Annotated in this window: 16 protein-coding genes; 7 read left to right on the forward strand and 9 right to left on the reverse strand. The window is 71.7% G+C overall.

Annotated features, from left to right (window positions below):
* The 5 genes from CIK81_RS18375 to CIK81_RS18780 form a co-directional block, all read right to left on the reverse strand.
* Window positions 1-417 (reverse strand): biotin/lipoyl-containing protein (locus CIK81_RS18375; protein ID WP_346218063.1); only part of this gene is annotated, 417 nt, incomplete at its 3' end.
* Window positions 418-448: 31 nt separating this feature from the next.
* On the reverse strand, window positions 449-1,441 hold the full coding sequence (locus CIK81_RS15685; protein ID WP_096165195.1) for an alpha-ketoacid dehydrogenase subunit beta: 993 nt from the start codon (window positions 1,439-1,441) through the stop codon (window positions 449-451).
* Entirely contained in the window at window positions 1,438-2,577 is a 1,140-nt protein-coding gene (locus tag CIK81_RS15690) for a thiamine pyrophosphate-dependent dehydrogenase E1 component subunit alpha (protein ID WP_096196273.1), read from the reverse strand. The genes CIK81_RS15685 and CIK81_RS15690 overlap by 4 nt, the downstream gene beginning before the upstream one ends.
* Window positions 2,578-2,671: 94 nt before the next feature.
* Window positions 2,672-3,904, reverse strand: a complete 1,233-nt coding sequence (locus CIK81_RS15695) for an anhydro-N-acetylmuramic acid kinase (RefSeq protein WP_096196274.1) — start codon at window positions 3,902-3,904, stop codon at window positions 2,672-2,674.
* On the reverse strand, window positions 3,901-5,475 hold the full coding sequence (locus CIK81_RS18780) for a glycoside hydrolase family 3 N-terminal domain-containing protein (protein ID WP_096196275.1): 1,575 nt from the start codon (window positions 5,473-5,475) through the stop codon (window positions 3,901-3,903). The genes CIK81_RS15695 and CIK81_RS18780 overlap by 4 nt, the downstream gene beginning before the upstream one ends.
* 581 nt (window positions 5,476-6,056) lie before the next feature.
* Between CIK81_RS18780 and CIK81_RS15710 the strand changes: the two genes are divergently transcribed.
* Window positions 6,057-6,977 carry a CPBP family intramembrane glutamic endopeptidase gene (locus CIK81_RS15710; RefSeq protein ID WP_158542073.1) on the forward strand — a complete coding sequence of 307 codons (921 nt, stop codon included), beginning with the start codon at window positions 6,057-6,059 and terminating at the stop codon, window positions 6,975-6,977.
* Window positions 6,978-7,137: 160 nt separating this feature from the next.
* Here the strand turns inward: CIK81_RS15710 and CIK81_RS15715 are convergent, their stop codons facing one another.
* Both CIK81_RS15715 and CIK81_RS15720 read right to left on the reverse strand, forming a co-directional pair.
* Complete coding sequence (locus CIK81_RS15715; RefSeq protein WP_096165211.1) at window positions 7,138-8,430, reverse strand: Gfo/Idh/MocA family protein; 1,293 nt, start codon at window positions 8,428-8,430, stop codon at window positions 7,138-7,140.
* A 68-nt stretch (window positions 8,431-8,498) separates the two neighbouring features.
* Complete coding sequence (locus CIK81_RS15720; protein WP_096165213.1) at window positions 8,499-9,827, reverse strand: nitrate/nitrite transporter; 1,329 nt, start codon at window positions 9,825-9,827, stop codon at window positions 8,499-8,501.
* Window positions 9,828-10,146: 319 nt separating this feature from the next.
* Here CIK81_RS15720 and trpB point away from each other — a divergent pair, with 319 nt between their 5' ends.
* Together trpB and CIK81_RS15730 are read left to right on the forward strand one after the other, a co-directional pair.
* Entirely contained in the window at window positions 10,147-11,469 is a 1,323-nt protein-coding gene (gene trpB / locus CIK81_RS15725) for a tryptophan synthase subunit beta (protein WP_096165215.1), read from the forward strand.
* A gap of 39 nt (window positions 11,470-11,508) precedes the next feature.
* Window positions 11,509-11,814 carry an RDD family protein gene (locus CIK81_RS15730; protein ID WP_096165217.1) on the forward strand — a complete coding sequence of 102 codons (306 nt, stop codon included), beginning with the start codon at window positions 11,509-11,511 and terminating at the stop codon, window positions 11,812-11,814.
* On the opposite strand, the gene CIK81_RS15735 is transcribed toward CIK81_RS15730, so the two are convergent.
* A complete protein-coding gene (locus CIK81_RS15735) occupies window positions 11,771-12,895 on the reverse strand; it encodes a histidinol-phosphate transaminase (RefSeq protein ID WP_096165220.1) in 1,125 nt (374 codons plus the stop codon). The two genes, CIK81_RS15730 and CIK81_RS15735, sit on opposite strands and share 44 nt — an antisense overlap.
* Window positions 12,896-13,040: 145 nt before the next feature.
* Here CIK81_RS15735 and CIK81_RS15740 point away from each other — a divergent pair, with 145 nt between their 5' ends.
* From CIK81_RS15740 to CIK81_RS15755, 4 genes are all read left to right on the forward strand, one after another.
* Window positions 13,041-13,439 carry a phage holin family protein gene (locus tag CIK81_RS15740; protein WP_096165222.1) on the forward strand — a complete coding sequence of 133 codons (399 nt, stop codon included), beginning with the start codon at window positions 13,041-13,043 and terminating at the stop codon, window positions 13,437-13,439.
* A gap of 73 nt (window positions 13,440-13,512) precedes the next feature.
* A complete protein-coding gene (gene purB, locus CIK81_RS15745; RefSeq protein ID WP_114355877.1) occupies window positions 13,513-14,952 on the forward strand; it encodes an adenylosuccinate lyase in 1,440 nt (479 codons plus the stop codon).
* Complete coding sequence (locus CIK81_RS18785; protein ID WP_114355878.1) at window positions 14,952-15,356, forward strand: metal-sensitive transcriptional regulator; 405 nt, start codon at window positions 14,952-14,954, stop codon at window positions 15,354-15,356. The genes purB and CIK81_RS18785 overlap by 1 nt, the downstream gene beginning before the upstream one ends.
* Complete coding sequence (locus CIK81_RS15755; RefSeq protein ID WP_114311450.1) at window positions 15,353-16,030, forward strand: DNA-3-methyladenine glycosylase; 678 nt, start codon at window positions 15,353-15,355, stop codon at window positions 16,028-16,030. The genes CIK81_RS18785 and CIK81_RS15755 overlap by 4 nt, the downstream gene beginning before the upstream one ends.
* Before the next feature lie 70 nt (window positions 16,031-16,100).
* Here CIK81_RS15755 and CIK81_RS15760 read toward each other — a convergent pair whose 3' ends face one another.
* A complete protein-coding gene (locus tag CIK81_RS15760; protein WP_096165230.1) occupies window positions 16,101-16,826 on the reverse strand; it encodes an SDR family oxidoreductase in 726 nt (241 codons plus the stop codon).
* Window positions 16,827-16,882: the final 56 nt, after the last annotated feature.

Here is a 16,882-nt window from a genome sequence, read left to right on the forward strand (position 1 = left end):
GTCGGCCCCGGCGTCGGCGTCGGCGTTGGCGTTGGCGTCGGCGTTGGCGTCGGCGTCGGCGTCGGCGTCGGCGTCGGAAGATCCCTCGCCGGACTCGATGTCCTGCGCACCGGACGGAGCCGGGCCCGCCGCCGGGGCGGGGCCTCCGGCGGTGTCCACGCGCAGCAGCGGGGTGCCGACGGGCACCTCGTCCCCGACGGCGACCAGGATCTCCAGGACCGTCCCGCCGACGTGGCTGGGCAGCTCGACCGCGCTCTTTGCGGTCTCCACCTCGATCACCGGGTCGTTGATCGCGATGGTGTCGCCCACGGCGACCCTGATGTCGATGATCTCGGCCTCGGTGAGACCCTCACCGGGGTCGGTGAGGGCGATCGTCACGACCGACGCGGAAGAGGGAGTCGCAGTCTCGTCTGGCATAAGGGGATCCTTTCACGCAGGGGCGCGGCCGTCAGTGCTCGAGCAGACGGTCCACACCGTCGAGCACCCGGTCGAGGTCGGGGAGGTAGGCGTGCTCCATGCGCGCCGGCGGGTACGGCAGGTGGTAGCCGCCCACCCGCAGCACGGGCGCCTCGAGGTGGTAGAAGCACTCCTCGGAGATCCGGGCGGCGATCTCGCCGCCGATCCCGCCGAGCACCGGGGCCTCATGCGTGATCAGCAGGCGCCCGGTGCGCTGCACCGAGGCGATGATCGTCGGATAGTCGATGGGGGCCAGCGACCGGGCGTCGATGACCTCGAGGTCGATGCCCTCCTCGGCGGCGGCCTCCGCGCTCTCGAGCGCGAGGGGCATGCTCGGACCCCAGGCCAGCAGGGTCGCATCGGTCCCCGGACGCACCACCTGAGCCTGCCAGGGGGAGATCTCGGGGCGGTGGTCGGGGTCCACGTCTCCCTTGACCCAGTACCGCTTCTTCGGCTCGAAGAGGATCACGGGATCCTCGCACTCGATCGCCTGACGGGTCATCCAGTAGGCGTCCTGCGCGTTCGAGGGGGCCAGGATCCGCAGGCCCGCGGTGTGCGCGAACAGCGCCTCCGGACTCTCGGAATGATGCTCGATCGCGCCGATCCCGCCGCCGTGCGGGATCCGGATCACGATGGGCATGTGCACGGCCCCCGCGGTGCGATTGTGCATCTTGGCGACCTGGGTGGTGATCTGGTTGAACGCGGGGAACACGAACCCGTCGAACTGGATCTCGACCACGGGTCGGTAGCCGCGCACGGCGAGGCCCACGGACGTGCCGACGATCCCGGCCTCGGCCAGCGGGGTATCGACCACGCGCTGGCCGCCGAACGCGGCGTGCAGGCCGTCGGTGACGCGGAAGACGCCGCCGAGCACGCCGATGTCCTCACCCATCAGCAGCACCTTGTCGTCCGCGTGCATCGCATCGCGGAGCCCAGCGGTGATCGCCTTGGCGATCGGGAGGTTGGTGGTCGACGTCGCGCTCATGCGTCCTTCCCCGTCTGCTCGGCGTCCTCGTCATCGTCCTCGAACTGCGCGATGTACTCCAGGTACTGGTCGCGCTCGGCCTCGACGATCGGGTGGGGCTCGGCATAGGCATGGGTGAACATGCCCACCGGGTCCGGATCCTCCATGCCGTGGATGTGGTGGTGCAGCTGCATCGCGAGGTCGTGGGCCTCCTCGTCGCAGCGGGCGATGAACGCCTCGTCGATCTCCCCGAGCTGCTCGAGGTGGCGGCGCAGGCGCAGGATCGGATCCTTCTCGCCCCACTCCTCCTCCTCGGAGGACGGGCGGTAGCGGGAGGCGTCATCACTCGTGGTGTGGGCGGCCATGCGGTAGGTGACGGCCTCGATGAACCGCGGGCCCTCCCCCGCGCGGGCGGCGTCCAGGGCCGTGCGCACGGCGCCGAGCACGGCGAGCACGTCGTTGCCGTCGACCCGCACCGAGGGGATGCCCCAGCCGCGCGAGCGCTGCGCGAGAGGCACTCGCGACTGCACCGAGGTGGGCACGGAGATCGCCCACTGGTTGTTCTGGGTGAAGAAGACGACCGGGGCCTGGAAGGACGCGGCGAAGGTGAAGGACTCCGAGACCTCTCCCTCGCTCGAGGCGCCGTCGCCGAACAGCGCGAGCACGGCGGTGTCGGTCTCGGGGTCGCCGGTGCCGACGACGCCGTCGCGCTGCAGCCCCATGGCGTAGCCGACGGCGTGGGGCGCCTGGGAGCCGAGCACGATCATGTAGGGGTGGGTGCGCAGCGCGTTCGGGTCCCAGCCGCCGTGGCTTACCCCGCGGTACGACTCCAGCAGGCGCCACGGCTCGATGCCACGGGCCCAGGCGATCCCGTGCTCGCGATAGGTGGGCACGAGGTAGTCCTGCTCGCGGGAGGCATGGCCGGCGCCGATCTGCGCGGCCTCCTGCCCCAGCGCGCTCGCCCACAGGCCGAGCTGGCCCTGACGCTGCAGGTTCGTCGCCTCGAGGTCCGCCCCACGGATCATCACCATGTCGCGGTAGTAGCCGCGCAGGCGCTCCGGGGAGGCGAGGTCGTCCTCGCCGCCGGAGCCGGCCAATGCGGCGTCGAGGTCTGCGTGCGGGGTGCGGGTGCCATCGGCTGCGAGGAGCTGGACCATCGGCTCCTGGGCCGCGACATCGGGGATCGTGGATCGGAAAACACTCACGGCGGGAGCGTAACCTACGGTGCCGTAAGGAGGAAAGAGGCCCTGCTCAGCGGTGCGTCGTGCGCGTCGATCGGTCCGGGACGATCTCGAAGCGGCCGACGGGGACCTCGTCGGCAGGGCCGTGCGGCAGCGCGCTCAGGCCGCGCGGCGGGGTGAGGGATCCGAGCACGCGCGGGCCGCGCGCACCGGTGTGGGCGGGACCGTCGGGGCCGGCCAGGGTGCCGGGCAGACCGTGGGCGCCGAGGTAGCCGAGCAGGGCGATCAGCAGAGCCTCCTTGCCGTCGGCCGGGATCCCCAGCTCATCGGCGTCCAGCAGCAGCACCGGGCCCAGGTGGTGGGCGAGACGCTCGCGCAGGAGCGGATTGCGGATCCCGCCGCCGGAGGCCACCACCCGGCTCGCGCCGAGCTCGCGGATCGCCTGCGAGATGGTCACGGCGGTGAGCTCGGTGAGGGTCGCGAGCAGGTCGGGCAGGGCGAGCGCGTCCGCCGCGTCCCGCCCGAGCAGTCGGCGCACGTACTGGCCGTCGTAGTGCTCACGCCCGGTGGAGCGCGGCAGCGGCTGCGCGGAGAAGGGATCAGCGAGCAGGGCCTGCAGGGCGGGGCGGTCGACGGTGCCGGTGCGCGCGATCAGGGCGTCGTGGTCCGCAGCGCGGCCGGTCGCGGCGTGGACGGCGGCGTCCAGCAGAGCGTTCCCCGGCCCGATGTCCCCGGCGATCACCTCTCCCGGCCCGCTCCCACCGCCCACCAGGCTCACGTTGGAGATCCCGCCGATGTTCAGCACGGCGGTGCGCTCCTCGGGGTCGCCGCCGAGCAGCAGCTGGTCCAGCAGCGGTGCCAGGGGCGCGCCCTGACCTCCGGCGGCGACGTCCGCGCTGCGCAGGTCGTGGATCACAGGGAGGCCGGTGGCCTCGACGAGGCGGGAGGGGTCCCCGATCTGCAGGGTGCTGAGCGTGCGACCGTCCTGGACGTCGTGGTAGACGGTCTGCCCGTGCGTGGCGACCAGGTCGGCGTCCCCGTGCTCGGCGAGCACCGCGGTGGCAGCGGCGGCGAAGGCGTCCCCCACTGCGGCGTGCAGGCGGCTCCAGGTCGCGACGTCCGCGGGGGCAGGCGGCAGCACGGCGCGCAGCGACGCGCGGGTGGCGGCCGGCCAGGGCTGTTCCCCGAGGTGCAGCGGACGGGCGGTGAGGAGGGACGGATCGGCGGGGTCCCGCGCGAACTCGACCAGAGCCACGTCGATCGCGTCCAGGCTGGTCCCGGACATCATCCCGAGCACCTTCATCGCCGGTCCCCGTGCAGCAGCAGGTCCACGGCGGCCCGCATCATCGTGCGGCCCGCGCCGTGGGCGAGGACCAGGCGACGATGGTCGGGGGCGGCGTCCGGCACGCCGACGTGCACCACGATCGTGTCGGGCCGACGGGCGAGCAGCGCGGCCAGCCGCCGCCCTTCGTCGGGATCGCTGCGCGGCAGGCGGGTGAGGGCGAGGACCTGCGGCCGATCCGCCACCGAGCCGGGAGAGCCGGGTTGGCCGGGCCGGTCGGGAGGGCCGGGCTCGTTGGGCTGGTTGGGCTGGTCGGGAGAGCCAGGCTGGTCGGGCTGGTCGGGATAGTCGGGGACGTCGGCCTGCACCCCCTGATCGCGCAGGGCCTGCACCAGCTGCTGGGAGCGCGCTCCGGAGGCGTGGTGCGCGCCGGCTCGCAGATCGAGCACCGCCACCGGGCTCAGGTCGAGGCGGGCTCCGCGCCCGCGGACGGCCCGCGAGGCGGCGTCGGCTCCCAGCTCCTCGGCGTGCCGCAGCGCATCCTGGAGATCGGGAGGAGGCACGAAGCTGCGACGGGTGCGCAGGCTGCGGCAGTGCGCGCGGGTGCCGGCGGCACGTTCACGCAGCGTCTCGCGGCGAAGACGACCGCTCTCCACCGCCGCCACCACCGCGTCGTGCGCCTCGCGGACCATCTGCTCGTCGTCGCGACGGATCGAGGTGCCCAGACACAGCAGGTCGGCGCCGGATTCGAGGGCACGCACCGCAGCCTCCCCGAAGCCGGGATCCGCGGCCACGGCGGCCATGTCGAGGGCATCGGTGATGAGCAGGCCACGGAAGGTGCCGCCGGCGGTGCGGTCCAGCAGCGGGCGCGCCCACGGCGAGATCGAGGCCGGTCCGTCGCCGAAGGCGGGGACGAGCACGTGGGCGGTCATCACGGCGTCGAGCCAGGGCACGATCCGCCAGGGCGCGAGGTGCTCACGCTCGAACTCGGCGCGGTCCAGCGCGATCAGCGGCAGCGCGGTGTGCGAATCGGTCGAGGTGGCTCCATGGCCCGGGAAATGCTTGGCACAGGTGCCGAGCCCCGCCTCCATGAGACCGGTGGCGAAGGCGCGCGCATGGGCGGCGACCCGATCGGGGTCGTCGCTGTAGGCACGGGTGCCGATCACGGGGTTCGCCGGGTCCGTGGAGACGTCCAGCACCGGGGCGAGATCGAGGTCCACGTCGCAGGCCGCGAGCACGTCCCCGAGCGCGTGGCCGGCGTGCCGGGTCAGCTCGATGTCGTCGGCCTCCCCCAGCGCCCAGGCGGTGGGCAGCGGGGAGCCGGTGGCCGCCTGGATACGGGTGACGTCCCCGCCCTCCTCGTCGATGGCGACCACGCAGTCCTCGGAGCGGGCATGGACGGCTCGGGCGAGAGCCCGGGTGGTCTCGGGATCGGGCGTGTTGTGGCCGAAGAGGATCACGGAGGCCAGGCCCGCCTCGAGCACGTCGCCCATCCAGTCGGGGAGGTCGGTGCCGGTGAACGGCGCCATGAGCACCCCGAGGACGTCCGCGTCCCACGGGGTCGTGCCGGCATCCGCCGGAATGCTCGTCATCAATCCTTCACCGCCCCTGCTGTCAGGCCCGAGGCGAGGGTGCGCCGGACCAGCACGAAGAAGATCACCATCGGGAGCGTGATCAGCGCCGAGGCTGCCCTCACCGGTCCCCGGTCCGCGATGTTCAGCGTGACGACGGTGCGCAGCCCGACCCCTCCAGTGTACGTCCGTCCCCCGGACTCCCCACCCGAGGTCGGCGTCGCACCACGACCAACGCCCATCGACGGGCGACCATCGTCTACAGCCCGGCCCATGTCGTTGACCAGGGGTTCTCGGAGGACGACGGTGGAGTCATGCCCTCCTCATCACAGCCGTCCAGCTCTCCTCCCGAGACTCCGCCGCACCCGTGGACCGCTCCCGGAGCGGCCCCGCCGCCCCCTCTCCGGGACCAGGAGGAGGCAGGCGCGCGACCTGCCGGCAGCGCCGCCCCAGACGCACCGCACGGCGCCGCGGATGCGCAGGGCGGGGCGTCGCACCCTTCCGCGGCGTCCCTGATTTCCCCGGCTTCCCCGACCTCCTCTGCTTCCGCGAGCGCGGCGCGCCGTCGCGTCTCCTGGCGCAGCGTCGTCATCTTCGGCGCGGTGGCCTACGGCTTGCTGGCGCTCTGCGCGGCACCGTTCTGGGTGCTCGAGGGCGGCATCGCCCATCCGCTGTACACGCTCGTGATCGGCGCGGGAATGTTCGCTCCGACGATCGCCTCGGTCGTGGTCGCGAAACTCGTGGACCGCACCTCGTGGCGCGATGCCGTGGGCCTGCGCTTCCGCGGGAAGTGGAAGCGGATCCTGCTGTGGGCTCCGCTCGCGGCGCTGATCATGTTCGCGATCAATCTCGCCACCGCCGTGATCATGGTGCTGCGCGGAGTGCCCGGCGATCTCACCGGCAGCACCTGGGCCGCCGAGATCTCGCGCGCGATGGCCGAGAACGGCGCCGAGATGCCCACGGCGGCCGCGGTGGCCCTCATCCTGGGCGTCACCTTCCTCGGCATGCTGCTGACGGTGGTGCCCGCGCTCGGGGAGGAGATCGGCTGGCGCGGCTGGCTGTGGCGCGAGCTGAAGCCCCTGGGCGCCCTGCCCGCGATCGTGCTCGGCGGAGCGATCTGGTCGCTGTGGCATCTCCCGATCACGCTCATCGGCCACAACTACACCGGCGAGCCCCGCTGGGCGGCGGTCGCCATGTTCATCCCGGCGTGCATCGCCCTGAACTACCTCTTCGTCGCGATCACCGAGCGTGCGGGTGGCAACCCGATCCCGTCGGCCTTCGCCCATTCGGTGCTGAACTCGACCCTGGGCCTCACGCTCAGCGTGGTCGCCACGAGCGACACCGTCGCCTCGCTGAACTGGTTCGTCGACACCCCGCTGGGCCTCATCGGGATCGTGCTGACCGCCGCCGTCGCCGGCGCGATCATGCCGCGGCACGCCCGCCCCGACACCGGTCTTCCGGGCGCCGCTGCCGGGCACGGCGACGGCGAGCACGCACCGGCTGCTCCGACGGCGGGCGGCTGAACCGCTCAGCGCCCGGTCTCCGACCGGCACAGGCTCTCCGTCCGGTGCAGGCTCTCCGTCCGGTGCAGGGCTCGGCCCGGCGGCAGCATCTGCCGCCGGGCCTCCCTCTGCATCGGGCCGCGCCGCCGGATCATCGCGCCGACCGGTGCGGCGCCGCGCGTCACTCGACGGCGACCTCCGTGCGGGCCTCCTGCTCGGAGTAGAGCGCGTCGAGGTCCAGCGGCTCCTGATCGGCGTCGAGGTCCTGGACCGGCAGCGGGCAGTCTCCGAGGTCGCGGATCTCCAGGCGCTCGCCGCCCTGGTTCATCGACTGGTGGGCGATGACGCCGGGCAGGGTGTAGCGGGCGGCCTGCCAGGCGTTGACCATGGGCTGCTTGCCGTCGACCACGGCACGCGCGAAGTCGTCGACCAGGAAGTGGTGGGCGCCCTCGTGACCGTTGGGCATGCCCAGGAACTCCTGGGGCAGGCGCGCCTGGTGGTGGGAGCGGGCGGCGCCCGCCACGAAGGCGTCACGCAGCGTCGGCGAGACGTCCGCGAGGCGAGGATCGTCCAGGCTCATGGTCCGATCGGTGCGGATCAGATCCGTCACCTCGAGGACACGCTTCTTGTCGTGCCAGTAGGTGACGTCGATGGTCTCCTCGAAGGAGGACTCCTCGCCGAAGAAGCGGAACCGGGATTCCCGCTTGTGGCTGGGGTAGCCCACGCGGCGCAGCTCGTTCGTGCGGAAGGCTCCGCCGTTGTCCATCCCGAACAGGGCGAAGGCGTTGGAGACGTCGTTGCCGAACATCGAGACGTCCTTGTCGAACACCCCGTCCCCGCGAGTGTCGGGCCGGCCCAGCGCCGAGACGGAGACGGCGTGCCGCTCCCCCAGCACCCCGAGGATGCCGCCGATCGAGTGCGTCGGGTACAGCAGCGGCGGATAGGACGCCGTGGACTTCCAGCTCTCGCCGCCGGAGTACTTGTACGCGTCGTAGAAGCCGAGATCCATGTCGTGGACGTAATCGCCCTCGGCGTAGAACACCTCGCCGAAGGCCCCGGTGCGGTGGATGCGGCGTGCCAGCACCACGGCGGCGTTGTACTGGCTGGTCTCGCCCATCATGTAGACCAGGCCCGTGCGCTGCACCTCCTCGGTGATCTGCCGGATCTCGTCCTCCTCGATCGCCATCGGCACCGCGGAGTAGACGTGCTTGCCGGCGCGCAGCGCGGCCAGGGCGTGCTGTCCATGGGTCCAGCGCTGGGTGAAGATCGCGACGGCGTCGACGTCGGAGGCGAGCAGGTCCTCGAGGGTGTCGTAGCGCCGGTCGAAGGCCACCCCGCGCGCCTCCACCGCATCGATCCGCTCGGGGACGGAGTCGACCGCATACAGCGCATCGATCTCGGGATGGGCGGCGAACAGCTCGGCGAAGTGCGACCCGAACTGGCCGATCCCGACGATACCCAGGGTGAACGACATACTTCCTCCTTGAAATTAAGTGTCAGGAGGAACGCTACGTCACCGCGAACCGTTGCGGCAACCGCCGGTCAGATCCGGCGCCAGCGGCCGTTGCGCCACACGTCCCGCCACGGCGGCACGTGCTGCCCCGTGGCCGCCATCCGCCGACGGAGCCTGCGCCGGGTGACGAGCATGCCGACGGTGCCGATCGCCAGCAGCGGGATCTGGACGGCGAAGGCGGCACGGAAGGCCACCAGGTCGTAGTTCCCGTCGGGCCGCAGCAGGTCCAGCACCATGCCGATCAGCAGGATCGAGATGAGGCCGCCGAGGAAGCCGCCCATGATGACCATGCCGGTGGCGGTGCCGAGTCGGTGCTTCGCGAGGTCCGTGCGGGGGAAGTCGAAGCCGACGGAGGAGGCCGGACCGCCGATCGAGAAGCCCGCCACCAGGAACAGCAGCAGCCAGATCGGCGCCGGGCCGGGCCACAGCACGATCGCGATCAGCGGAGCGGCGATGGTGGCGAGGATGAGCAGCACCAGCGTGGAGCGGCGCAGCGGATGACGGGTGGTCAGGGCTCCGATCGCGGGACCGCCGACGATCCCGACCACGACCAGGAACGTCATGATCGCGGAGGCGGCGGGACGACTGAGCCCCTCCCCCGCCGTGAGATACGGATAGCCCCACATCATCGAGAAGGAGATGCCCGTGAAGCCGGCGGTGAAGTGGGTGAAGAAGCCCAGCTGGGTGGCCGGGTGCCGGATGATCCGGCCGAGGACCAGGGGGATCCGCGCGAGGTTCTGCTGGGAGCGGGGCCTGGGGATCCCCGGAGGGCTGGCGCGCACCACCAGCAGCGCGAGCAGCCCGGCGCAGGCGCTGACCCCGGCCGTGGTCGCGAAGGCGGTGCTCCATCCGGAGACCGAGAGGATCGCGACGAACGGCACGGCGGAGGCGATCTGTCCCACCTGTCCGAGGATGCCGGTCAGCTGGGTGAGCACCGGCACCCGGGCGGCCGGGAACCAGGCGGGGACCAGGCGCACGGCGCTCGAGAAGGTCAGGGCGTCTCCGGCGCCGACGACCACGCGGGCCACGATCGCGACCCAGACCAGGTCGGTCTGGGAGATGAGGAGCTGCCCGACGGTCATGAGCACGGCGCCGCCGGTGAGGGTGACGCGGGAGCCGTAACGATCCAGGAGCAGGCCCGCGGGCACCTGGGCCAGGGCGTACACCAGCAGCTGGAGGACGACGAAGGTGGAGACGATGGTCGCCGAGGTGCCGAAGCGCTCGGTGGCCTCCAGGCCGGAGACCCCCATCGTGGTGCGCTGCAGGACGGCGACGGAATACGCGAGCACCGCCGCGATCCAGACGACGTAGGCGCGCGTGCCTCCGAGGTGCTTGGCGTCGACCGCGCGGGCGCCCATGATGATCCTGCTCTCCAGCTCGTGAGGTGTTTCTCGACCGCGTCGAGGCTATACCCGTCGAGGTCATCGCCGCGTTCCTGACCACCCCTTGCCCTCAGCGAGGCGCGTCGGCCCGCTCATCCTGTGGACACGGCGCCCCCATGCTCCTCGCTCGGGGCCTATAGTCCGGGGCATGCGCATCACGACGACGATGACCTGGTGGACCGCCTGAGGGCGGTCCCCTGTCGCATGCGCTGACACCGAAGCCGCCCGCTGTGGGGCGGCTCCTGTCATCGGCGGACGCTCCCGCATCGGGCCCGAGACGAAGGACCACGACCCGATGAGCACCACCGCTGACCCCCTCCGCGCACACACCTCTGCCTCCCCCGGCGCGACGCGGGATGCCGCACCGCGCACCCTCGCGCAGGCCGCCGACCTCACCCGCGCCCCTGAGCTCACCGGGAACACCGGCGGGCGCTTCGGCTCCTACGGCGGGGCCGTCCTGCCTCCGCCGCTGGTGGGCCCGATGCAGGAGGTCGCCGACGCCTACGAGGAGGCCCGGCACGACGAGGGCTTCTACGCCGAGTACGTCCGCCTGCTGCGCGACTACGTCGGCCGTCCGTCGGCGATCTCCCCGGCCGACAGGCTCTCCGACGCGCTCGGCGGCGCACGCATCCACCTCAAGCGTGAGGATCTCAACCACACCGGCGCGCACAAGATCAACCACACGATCGGCGAGGCGCTGCTGGCCCGGCGGATGGGCAAGCGCACCCTGATCGCCGAGACCGGCGCCGGTCAGCACGGGGTCGCGCTCGCGACGGCCGCTGCACTGGTAGGCCTGGAGTGCGAGATCCACATGGGCGCGGTGGACGTGGCCAAGCAGCGTCCGAACGTGGTGCGCATGCGCCTGCTGGGTGCGAAGGTGGTCTCGGTCGAGGTGGGCCAGAAGACCCTCAAGGAGGCTGTGGACTCGGCGTTCGGCGTCTATGCCGCCGATCCCGAGCGCTACCTCTTCGCGATCGGGTCCGTCGTCGGCCCCGCGCCGTTCCCGGACCTGGTCCGCGATTTCCAGTCGGTCGTGGGCCGCGAGTCCCGCGCCCAGTTCCTCGCAGCGCACGGACGCCTGCCCGACGCGGTGATCGCCTGCGTGGGCGGCGGCTCCAACGCGATCGGTGCGTTCACCGCCTACCTCGAGGATGCCGACGTGCGCCTGATCGGCGTGGAGCCCGGCGGGCACGGCGAGGAGACCGGGCAGCACGCGGCGACGATGACCTTCGGGCGCCCCGGCATGCTGCACGGCATGGAGACCCTGGTGCTGCAGGATGCGGACGACGAACCGGCCGCGGTGCACTCGATCGCCTCGGGGCTCGACTACCCCGGGGTGGGGCCGCAGCACGTCCATCTGCGCGATCTGGGCCGCGTCGAGTACGAGAAGGTGGGCGACGAGGCCGTGCTCGAGGCCTTCCAGCAGCTCAGCCGCACCGAGGGAATCATCCCGGCGCTCGAGTCCGCGCATGCTCTCGCCCACGCGATCCGTCTCGCCCCGACGCTCCCGCCCGAGACGAACCTGCTGGTCAATCTCTCCGGCCGCGGTGACAAGGACATCGACTACGTCGCCGAGAGGATCGGGATGACCGGGGAGGCCGACGAGATCGTCGGCTGAGCCGACCGCCCTCCGCCGGCCCGCTGGGCACGGCGCCGGGTGGGGCTGGAGGTGGTCGCCGTGGCCGACGGCGGCTCGCTCACCGTCGGTGCGGCGCTGGCCCGGAACACGCTCAAGATCCTGCTGCCCTGGCAGGCGGGGCATGTGACGGCGATCGCGGCGATGTGGGGCGGGTTCGAGGACGGCGATCCGGTCGCCTACACGTCCTCGATCGTCGTCTACGTCCTGATCACGGCCTACGCGGTGATGTGCCTGCGCGGCAGCGGCCGTGGGCCCCATGACCTCTTGGCCGGCAGCGTGGTCAGGCCGGTCGGCGCTCCCGCCACGCCCTCGCCACCTCGATGAGCAGGTCGTTCGCCTCCTGCTCGGCGATGGTGGCGCGCACTCCGTCGGTCCCGTAGGCGCGCAGCACGAGCCCGCGCCGGTCCGCGAACTCCGCGAACTCCGTCGTCTTCTCCCCCAGGGGGAAGTAGACGAAGTTCCCCTGTGCGGACGGCATCTGCCAGCCCTGCTCGGCGAGCGCGGACAGCACCCGCGACCGCTCCTCGCGGATCCAGACGGCCCGTCGGTCCAGTTCCTGCTGCACGTCTCCTCGCAGGCTCATCAGGGCTGCGGTCTGGGCGGGGATGCTCGCCCCGAACGGCACGGTGACCTGGCTGAGCGCACGTGCCAGCCGGGGGTGGGCGACGGCATAGCCGATCCGCAGGCCGGCCAGGCCCTGCAGTTTGGAGAAGGTGCGCAGCAGCACCACGTTGCCGTGGCGGCGGAAGATCCCGGCGGTGCCCGCCACGGTGGCCGGGTCGTGGAATTCGCGGTAGGCCTCGTCGATCGCGACCACGGCGTCCTCGGGGACCGCGCCGAGGAACGCTTCGATCTGCGCGGTGGACAGCGAGGCCCCGGTGGGATTGTTCGGGGTGCACAGGATGATCAGACGGGTGCGGTCGGTGACCGCTGCGGCCATCGCGTCGAGGTCGTACTCGAGCTCGGCGGTGAGGGGCACCTGCACCGAGACACCGCCGTGGGAGCCGACGAGGATCGGGTAGGCCTCGAAGGAGCGCCAGGGGTAGACGACCTCGTCGCCCTGGTCGACGAGGGCTCGCACCAGATCACCGGTGACCGCGACCGATCCGGTGGACAGCGCGATCTGCGAGGGATCCACGCCGTGCTTCGTCCCGAGCGCCTCGCGCAGCTCGTGGGCTGCCGCATCCGGGTAGCGGTTCGTCACCTCGAGGCCTGCGGCGGCGGCGTCCCGGACGGCCGCCACCGGGGGGAACGGCGATTCGTTCGAGGAGGCCTTGAAGCGTCGGCTCCCGTCCTCCGCGGCGGGCTTGCCGGCGACATAGGCGGGCAGCTCCTCGAGCACGGAGCGGACACGAATGGTCTCGGACGGTGCGGGCACGACGTCAGGATCGGGCGTGGTCGACATGCCTCCAGCGTAGGCGGATCCCGGTGCGCCCCGCGCGCTGTCCGCGACGGACGACGGACAGCGCGCGACTAACGCCCGACGCCCGACGCCCGACGATGAGGTTTTCCCCCGTGCCTCTGCGGGACCGGGCTGGAACAATGGGGCCATGCGATTCCTCGGACACATCATCGTCACCGGCCTCGCGCTGTGGGTCACCGCCCTGATCCTGCCCGGCATGCACCTGGGCGACAACAGCGCGGCCATGCTCACCCAGGTCATCACCATCGCCGTGATCGCCGTGATCCTCGCTCTGATCAACACGATCGTGAAGCCGATCCTGTCGTTCCTCACCTTCCCGATCACCTGCCTCACCCTCGGCCTGTTCCAGCTGGTCATCAACACCCTGATGCTGCTGCTGACGAGCTGGGTCTCGGGTCTGCTCGGCCTGACCCTGGAGTTCGACACCTTCTGGTGGGCACTGCTGGCGGGCGTGATCATCGGGATCCTCTCCGCGATCGTCGAGGCCGTGACCGGGATCGGTGACGAGCGCGAGGTGCGCGACTGACCCGGTCCGAGGCGGTTCCGGCCCGGCACGGACCGGCGCCCATCCCGGGCCGAGATTCTGGGAGAATGCCCCCATGGCTCATTCCTTCGCGGACATCACGCCGCCGATCGCCCTGACCCCTCTCGATGGCCGCTACCGCGCGCAGGCCGCGCCGCTGGTGGATCACCTCTCCGAGGCCGCGCTGAACCGTTCTCGCCTGGTGGTGGAGACCGAGTGGATGATCCATCTGCTCGACGGGGAGGTCATCCCCGGTCTGCGTCGCCTCAGCGATGACGAGCGCGCCCTGCTGCGGGCAATCCCCGAGGACTTCGGTGCCGAGGGCATCGCCGAGCATGCCGAGATCGAGCGCGAGACCGTGCACGACGTCAAGGCGATCGAGTACTACACCAAGCGCCGCCTGGCCGGCACCAGCCTCGAGCCGCTGGCCGAGGTGGTGCACATCTACTGCACCAGCGAGGACGTCAACAACCTCTCCTACGCCCTGATGATCCGCGGGGCGGTCCACGACGTGTGGCTGCCGGCGTTCGAGCAGCTCATCGGCGACCTCCAGGTCCTGGCCCGGGAGACCGCCGACGTGCCGATGCTGTCGCGCACCCACGGCCAGCCGGCGACCCCCACCACTCTGGGCAAGGAGATGGCGGTGTTCGCCCACCGTCTGGGCCGTCAGGCGCGACGCCTCCGCGCCGACGAGATGCTCGGCAAGATCAACGGCGCCACCGGCACCTACGCCGCGCACGCCGTCGCCGTGCCGTCGGCCGACTGGGAGCAGGTCTCCCGCAGCTTCGTCGAGCACCTGGGGCTCACCTGGAACCCGCTGACCACGCAGATCGAGTCCCATGATTGGCAGGCCGAGGTCTACGCGGACATCGCGCGCGCCGGCCGCATCCTGCACAACCTGGCCACCGACATCTGGACCTACATCTCGATGGGCTACTTCCGTCAGCGGCTCTCCGCGCAGGGCGGCACCGGCTCCTCGACGATGCCCCACAAGGTGAACCCGATCCGCTTCGAGAACGCCGAGGCGAACCTCGAGATCTCCGGGGCGCTGCTGGACTCGCTCTCCCAGACCCTGGTCACCTCGCGTCTGCAGCGCGATCTCACCGACTCCACCACCCAGCGCAACATCGGGCCGGCGCTCGGGCACTCGCTGCTGGCGATCTCGAACCTGCGCCGAGGACTTTCGGGCCTGGACGTCGACGCCGAGGCCATGGCCGCGGACCTCGAGGGCAACTGGGAGGTGCTCGGCGAGGCCGTGCAGTCCGTCATGCGCACCCTCGGCGTGCAGGGCACCACCGGGATGGACAACCCGTACGAGCGGCTGAAGGACCTCACCCGCGGGCACCGGGTCACCGGCGAGGGCATGCGCGAGTTCATCGGCACCCTGGGCCTGCCCGCGGCGGAGCAGGAGCGTCTGCTGGCCCTCACCCCTCAGACCTACGTCGGCTATGCCGCCTCGCTCGTCGAGCACCTCGACACGAAGGGCGACCAGGGCGACGAGGGCGGACGGTCCTGATGAGCACCGCCGAGGAGCCTGCGGTGCCCGTCGGCCGCGAGGCGGACGGATCCGCGGATGCGGGCGCCGCGGCGCCGGAGACGCCCGTCCCCACGAAGCCCGGGGACCACGGCACCCACGGGGACCCCGGCTACCAGGGCAGGAAGTCGCCCTACCTGCGGCGGCTGAAGCTCATCGAGGGCCAGGTGAGAGGCCTGCACCGGATGGTGGAGGACGACACCTACTGCATCGACGTGCTCACCCAGATCTCCGCGGTCACCAAGGCGCTCGAATCGGTGGCCCTGGGTCTGGTCGACGACCACATCCATCACTGCGTGCACGACGCCGCGGCGTCCGGGGACAGCGAGGAGCTGGACCGCAAGATGGACGAGATCATGGGTGCCGTCCGACGGCTCATGAAGTGACTCCGTCCGACGTGCCCCTGCCTGCCCTGCCGCGGGAGTTCTTCGATCGCCCCGTGCTCGAGCTGGCACCGCTGCTGCTGGGCTGCGTCCTGGTGGGGCGCGGCGTCGCCCTGCGGATCACCGAGATCGAGGCGTACGTCGGTGCCGAGGATCCCGGCTCCCACGCCTATCGCGGTCTCACCGCACGCAACGCCACCATGTTCGGCGAGCCCGGCCACCTGTACGTGTACCGCCACATGGGCCTGCATTCGTGCATGAACATCGTGGCGGACGCCGCCGGGACCGGCACCGGGTGCCTGATCCGGGCCGGCGAGGTCGTCGGAGGCGTCGAGACCGCGCTCGCCCGACGCCAGGCCGCCGGGGTGTGCCGCACCGAGCGGGACCTCGCGCGAGGCCCTGGTCGTGCCACCGTGGCCAGCGGGATCACCTTCGCGGACGACGGCCTGGACCTGTGCGACCCGGGCTCCGGGATGCACCTCACCGGCCGGCTGGATCCGCAGGATCGGCCCGACGGGGAGAAGCCGGGCGAAGAGCCCCTCCTGCCCCATCCGCAGCTGGCCGTCGGCCCGCGGATCGGCTTGCGCGAGGAGGCCTCGCACCCCGAGCTGTTCCCCTGGCGCTACCGGATCGCCGGCGACCCGACCGTCTCCGGGCCCGGTCCGATGAACCGCTGATCGGTCCCGCGCACGGCGTGCCAGGGCCCTGGTGCTCTGGCCGGGACCGGGCTGCCGGGGCAGGGTCGGGTCAGCGAGGACGGATCGAGACCGACTCGAGCGAGGCGTCCTCGGGCAGACGCAGCGCGAGCCCCACCGCCGCGGCGACCGACGTCGGCTGCAGATAGTTCTCCTCCTGGTACTCCCCGCCCTCGAAGGAGCGCAGCTGGCGCTGCATGTCCGTCGCCACGCGCCCGGGATGGATGGAGCTGACGCGCACCCCGTTGTCGCGCTCCTCGGCGCGCAGGGAGTCGGCGAGGCCACGCATCGCGAACTTCGAGGCGCTGTAGGCGCCACGGGTGCGCACGGCGTTGATCCCGGAACCGGAGTTGATCATCACCACGGTGCCGCGGGCACGACGCAGGGCCGGCAGCAGCACCCTCGTCAGCTCGGCGACGGCCACCACGTTGATCTCGAAGGATTCCGTCCACTGCTCGGGTGCGGACTCCTCGACGGTGCCGTTGGCGAGGATCCCGGCGGAGTGCACGACGCCCGCCAGCCCGGCGGAGAGATGCAGGGCATCCACCGCGGCGGCGACGGCGGCGTAGTCGGTGAGCTCGGCGACGAACACCTCGGCGGAGGGGAACTGCGCCGCGAGCTGCGTGAGCGCCTGTTCGTCACGGCCGCCCAGGATCAGGTGGTGATCACGGGCGAGGTCCTCGGCGACCGCGCGGCCGATCCCGCGGTTGGCTCCCGTGATGAGGACGGCGGGACGGGACGTGCTGGTGGGGGCAGGGTTCTGCGACGAGTCGTTCATACGACGAGTCTGTCATGCCCGTCGAGGAACTCCTCAGCCCGCTGCGCCCGGGGCGC

The organism is Brachybacterium sp. JB7 (genome assembly GCF_003335205.1).
Classification (GTDB): Bacteria; Actinomycetota; Actinomycetes; order Actinomycetales; family Dermabacteraceae; genus Brachybacterium; species Brachybacterium alimentarium.

Coding starts and splice junctions, on each gene's coding strand:
- CIK81_RS15735 (WP_096165220.1), bottom strand. CDS start 12,895: ATGTCGACCACGCCCGATCCTGACGTCGTGCCCGCACCGTCCGAGACC.
- purB (WP_114355877.1), top strand. CDS start 13,513: ATGGCTCATTCCTTCGCGGACATCACGCCGCCGATCGCCCTGACCCCT.
- CIK81_RS18785 (WP_114355878.1), top strand. CDS start 14,952: ATGAGCACCGCCGAGGAGCCTGCGGTGCCCGTCGGCCGCGAGGCGGAC.
- CIK81_RS15695 (WP_096196274.1), bottom strand. CDS start 3,904: ATGAAGGTGCTCGGGATGATGTCCGGGACCAGCCTGGACGCGATCGAC.
- CIK81_RS15740 (WP_096165222.1), top strand. CDS start 13,041: ATGCGATTCCTCGGACACATCATCGTCACCGGCCTCGCGCTGTGGGTC.
- CIK81_RS15720 (WP_096165213.1), bottom strand. CDS start 9,827: ATGGGCGCCCGCGCGGTCGACGCCAAGCACCTCGGAGGCACGCGCGCC.
- CIK81_RS15685 (WP_096165195.1), bottom strand. CDS start 1,441: ATGAGCGCGACGTCGACCACCAACCTCCCGATCGCCAAGGCGATCACC.
- trpB (WP_096165215.1), top strand. CDS start 10,147: ATGAGCACCACCGCTGACCCCCTCCGCGCACACACCTCTGCCTCCCCC.
- CIK81_RS15690 (WP_096196273.1), bottom strand. CDS start 2,577: ATGGTCCAGCTCCTCGCAGCCGATGGCACCCGCACCCCGCACGCAGAC.
- CIK81_RS18780 (WP_096196275.1), bottom strand. CDS start 5,475: ATGACGAGCATTCCGGCGGATGCCGGCACGACCCCGTGGGACGCGGAC.
- CIK81_RS15760 (WP_096165230.1), bottom strand. CDS start 16,826: ATGAACGACTCGTCGCAGAACCCTGCCCCCACCAGCACGTCCCGTCCC.
- CIK81_RS15715 (WP_096165211.1), bottom strand. CDS start 8,430: ATGTCGTTCACCCTGGGTATCGTCGGGATCGGCCAGTTCGGGTCGCAC.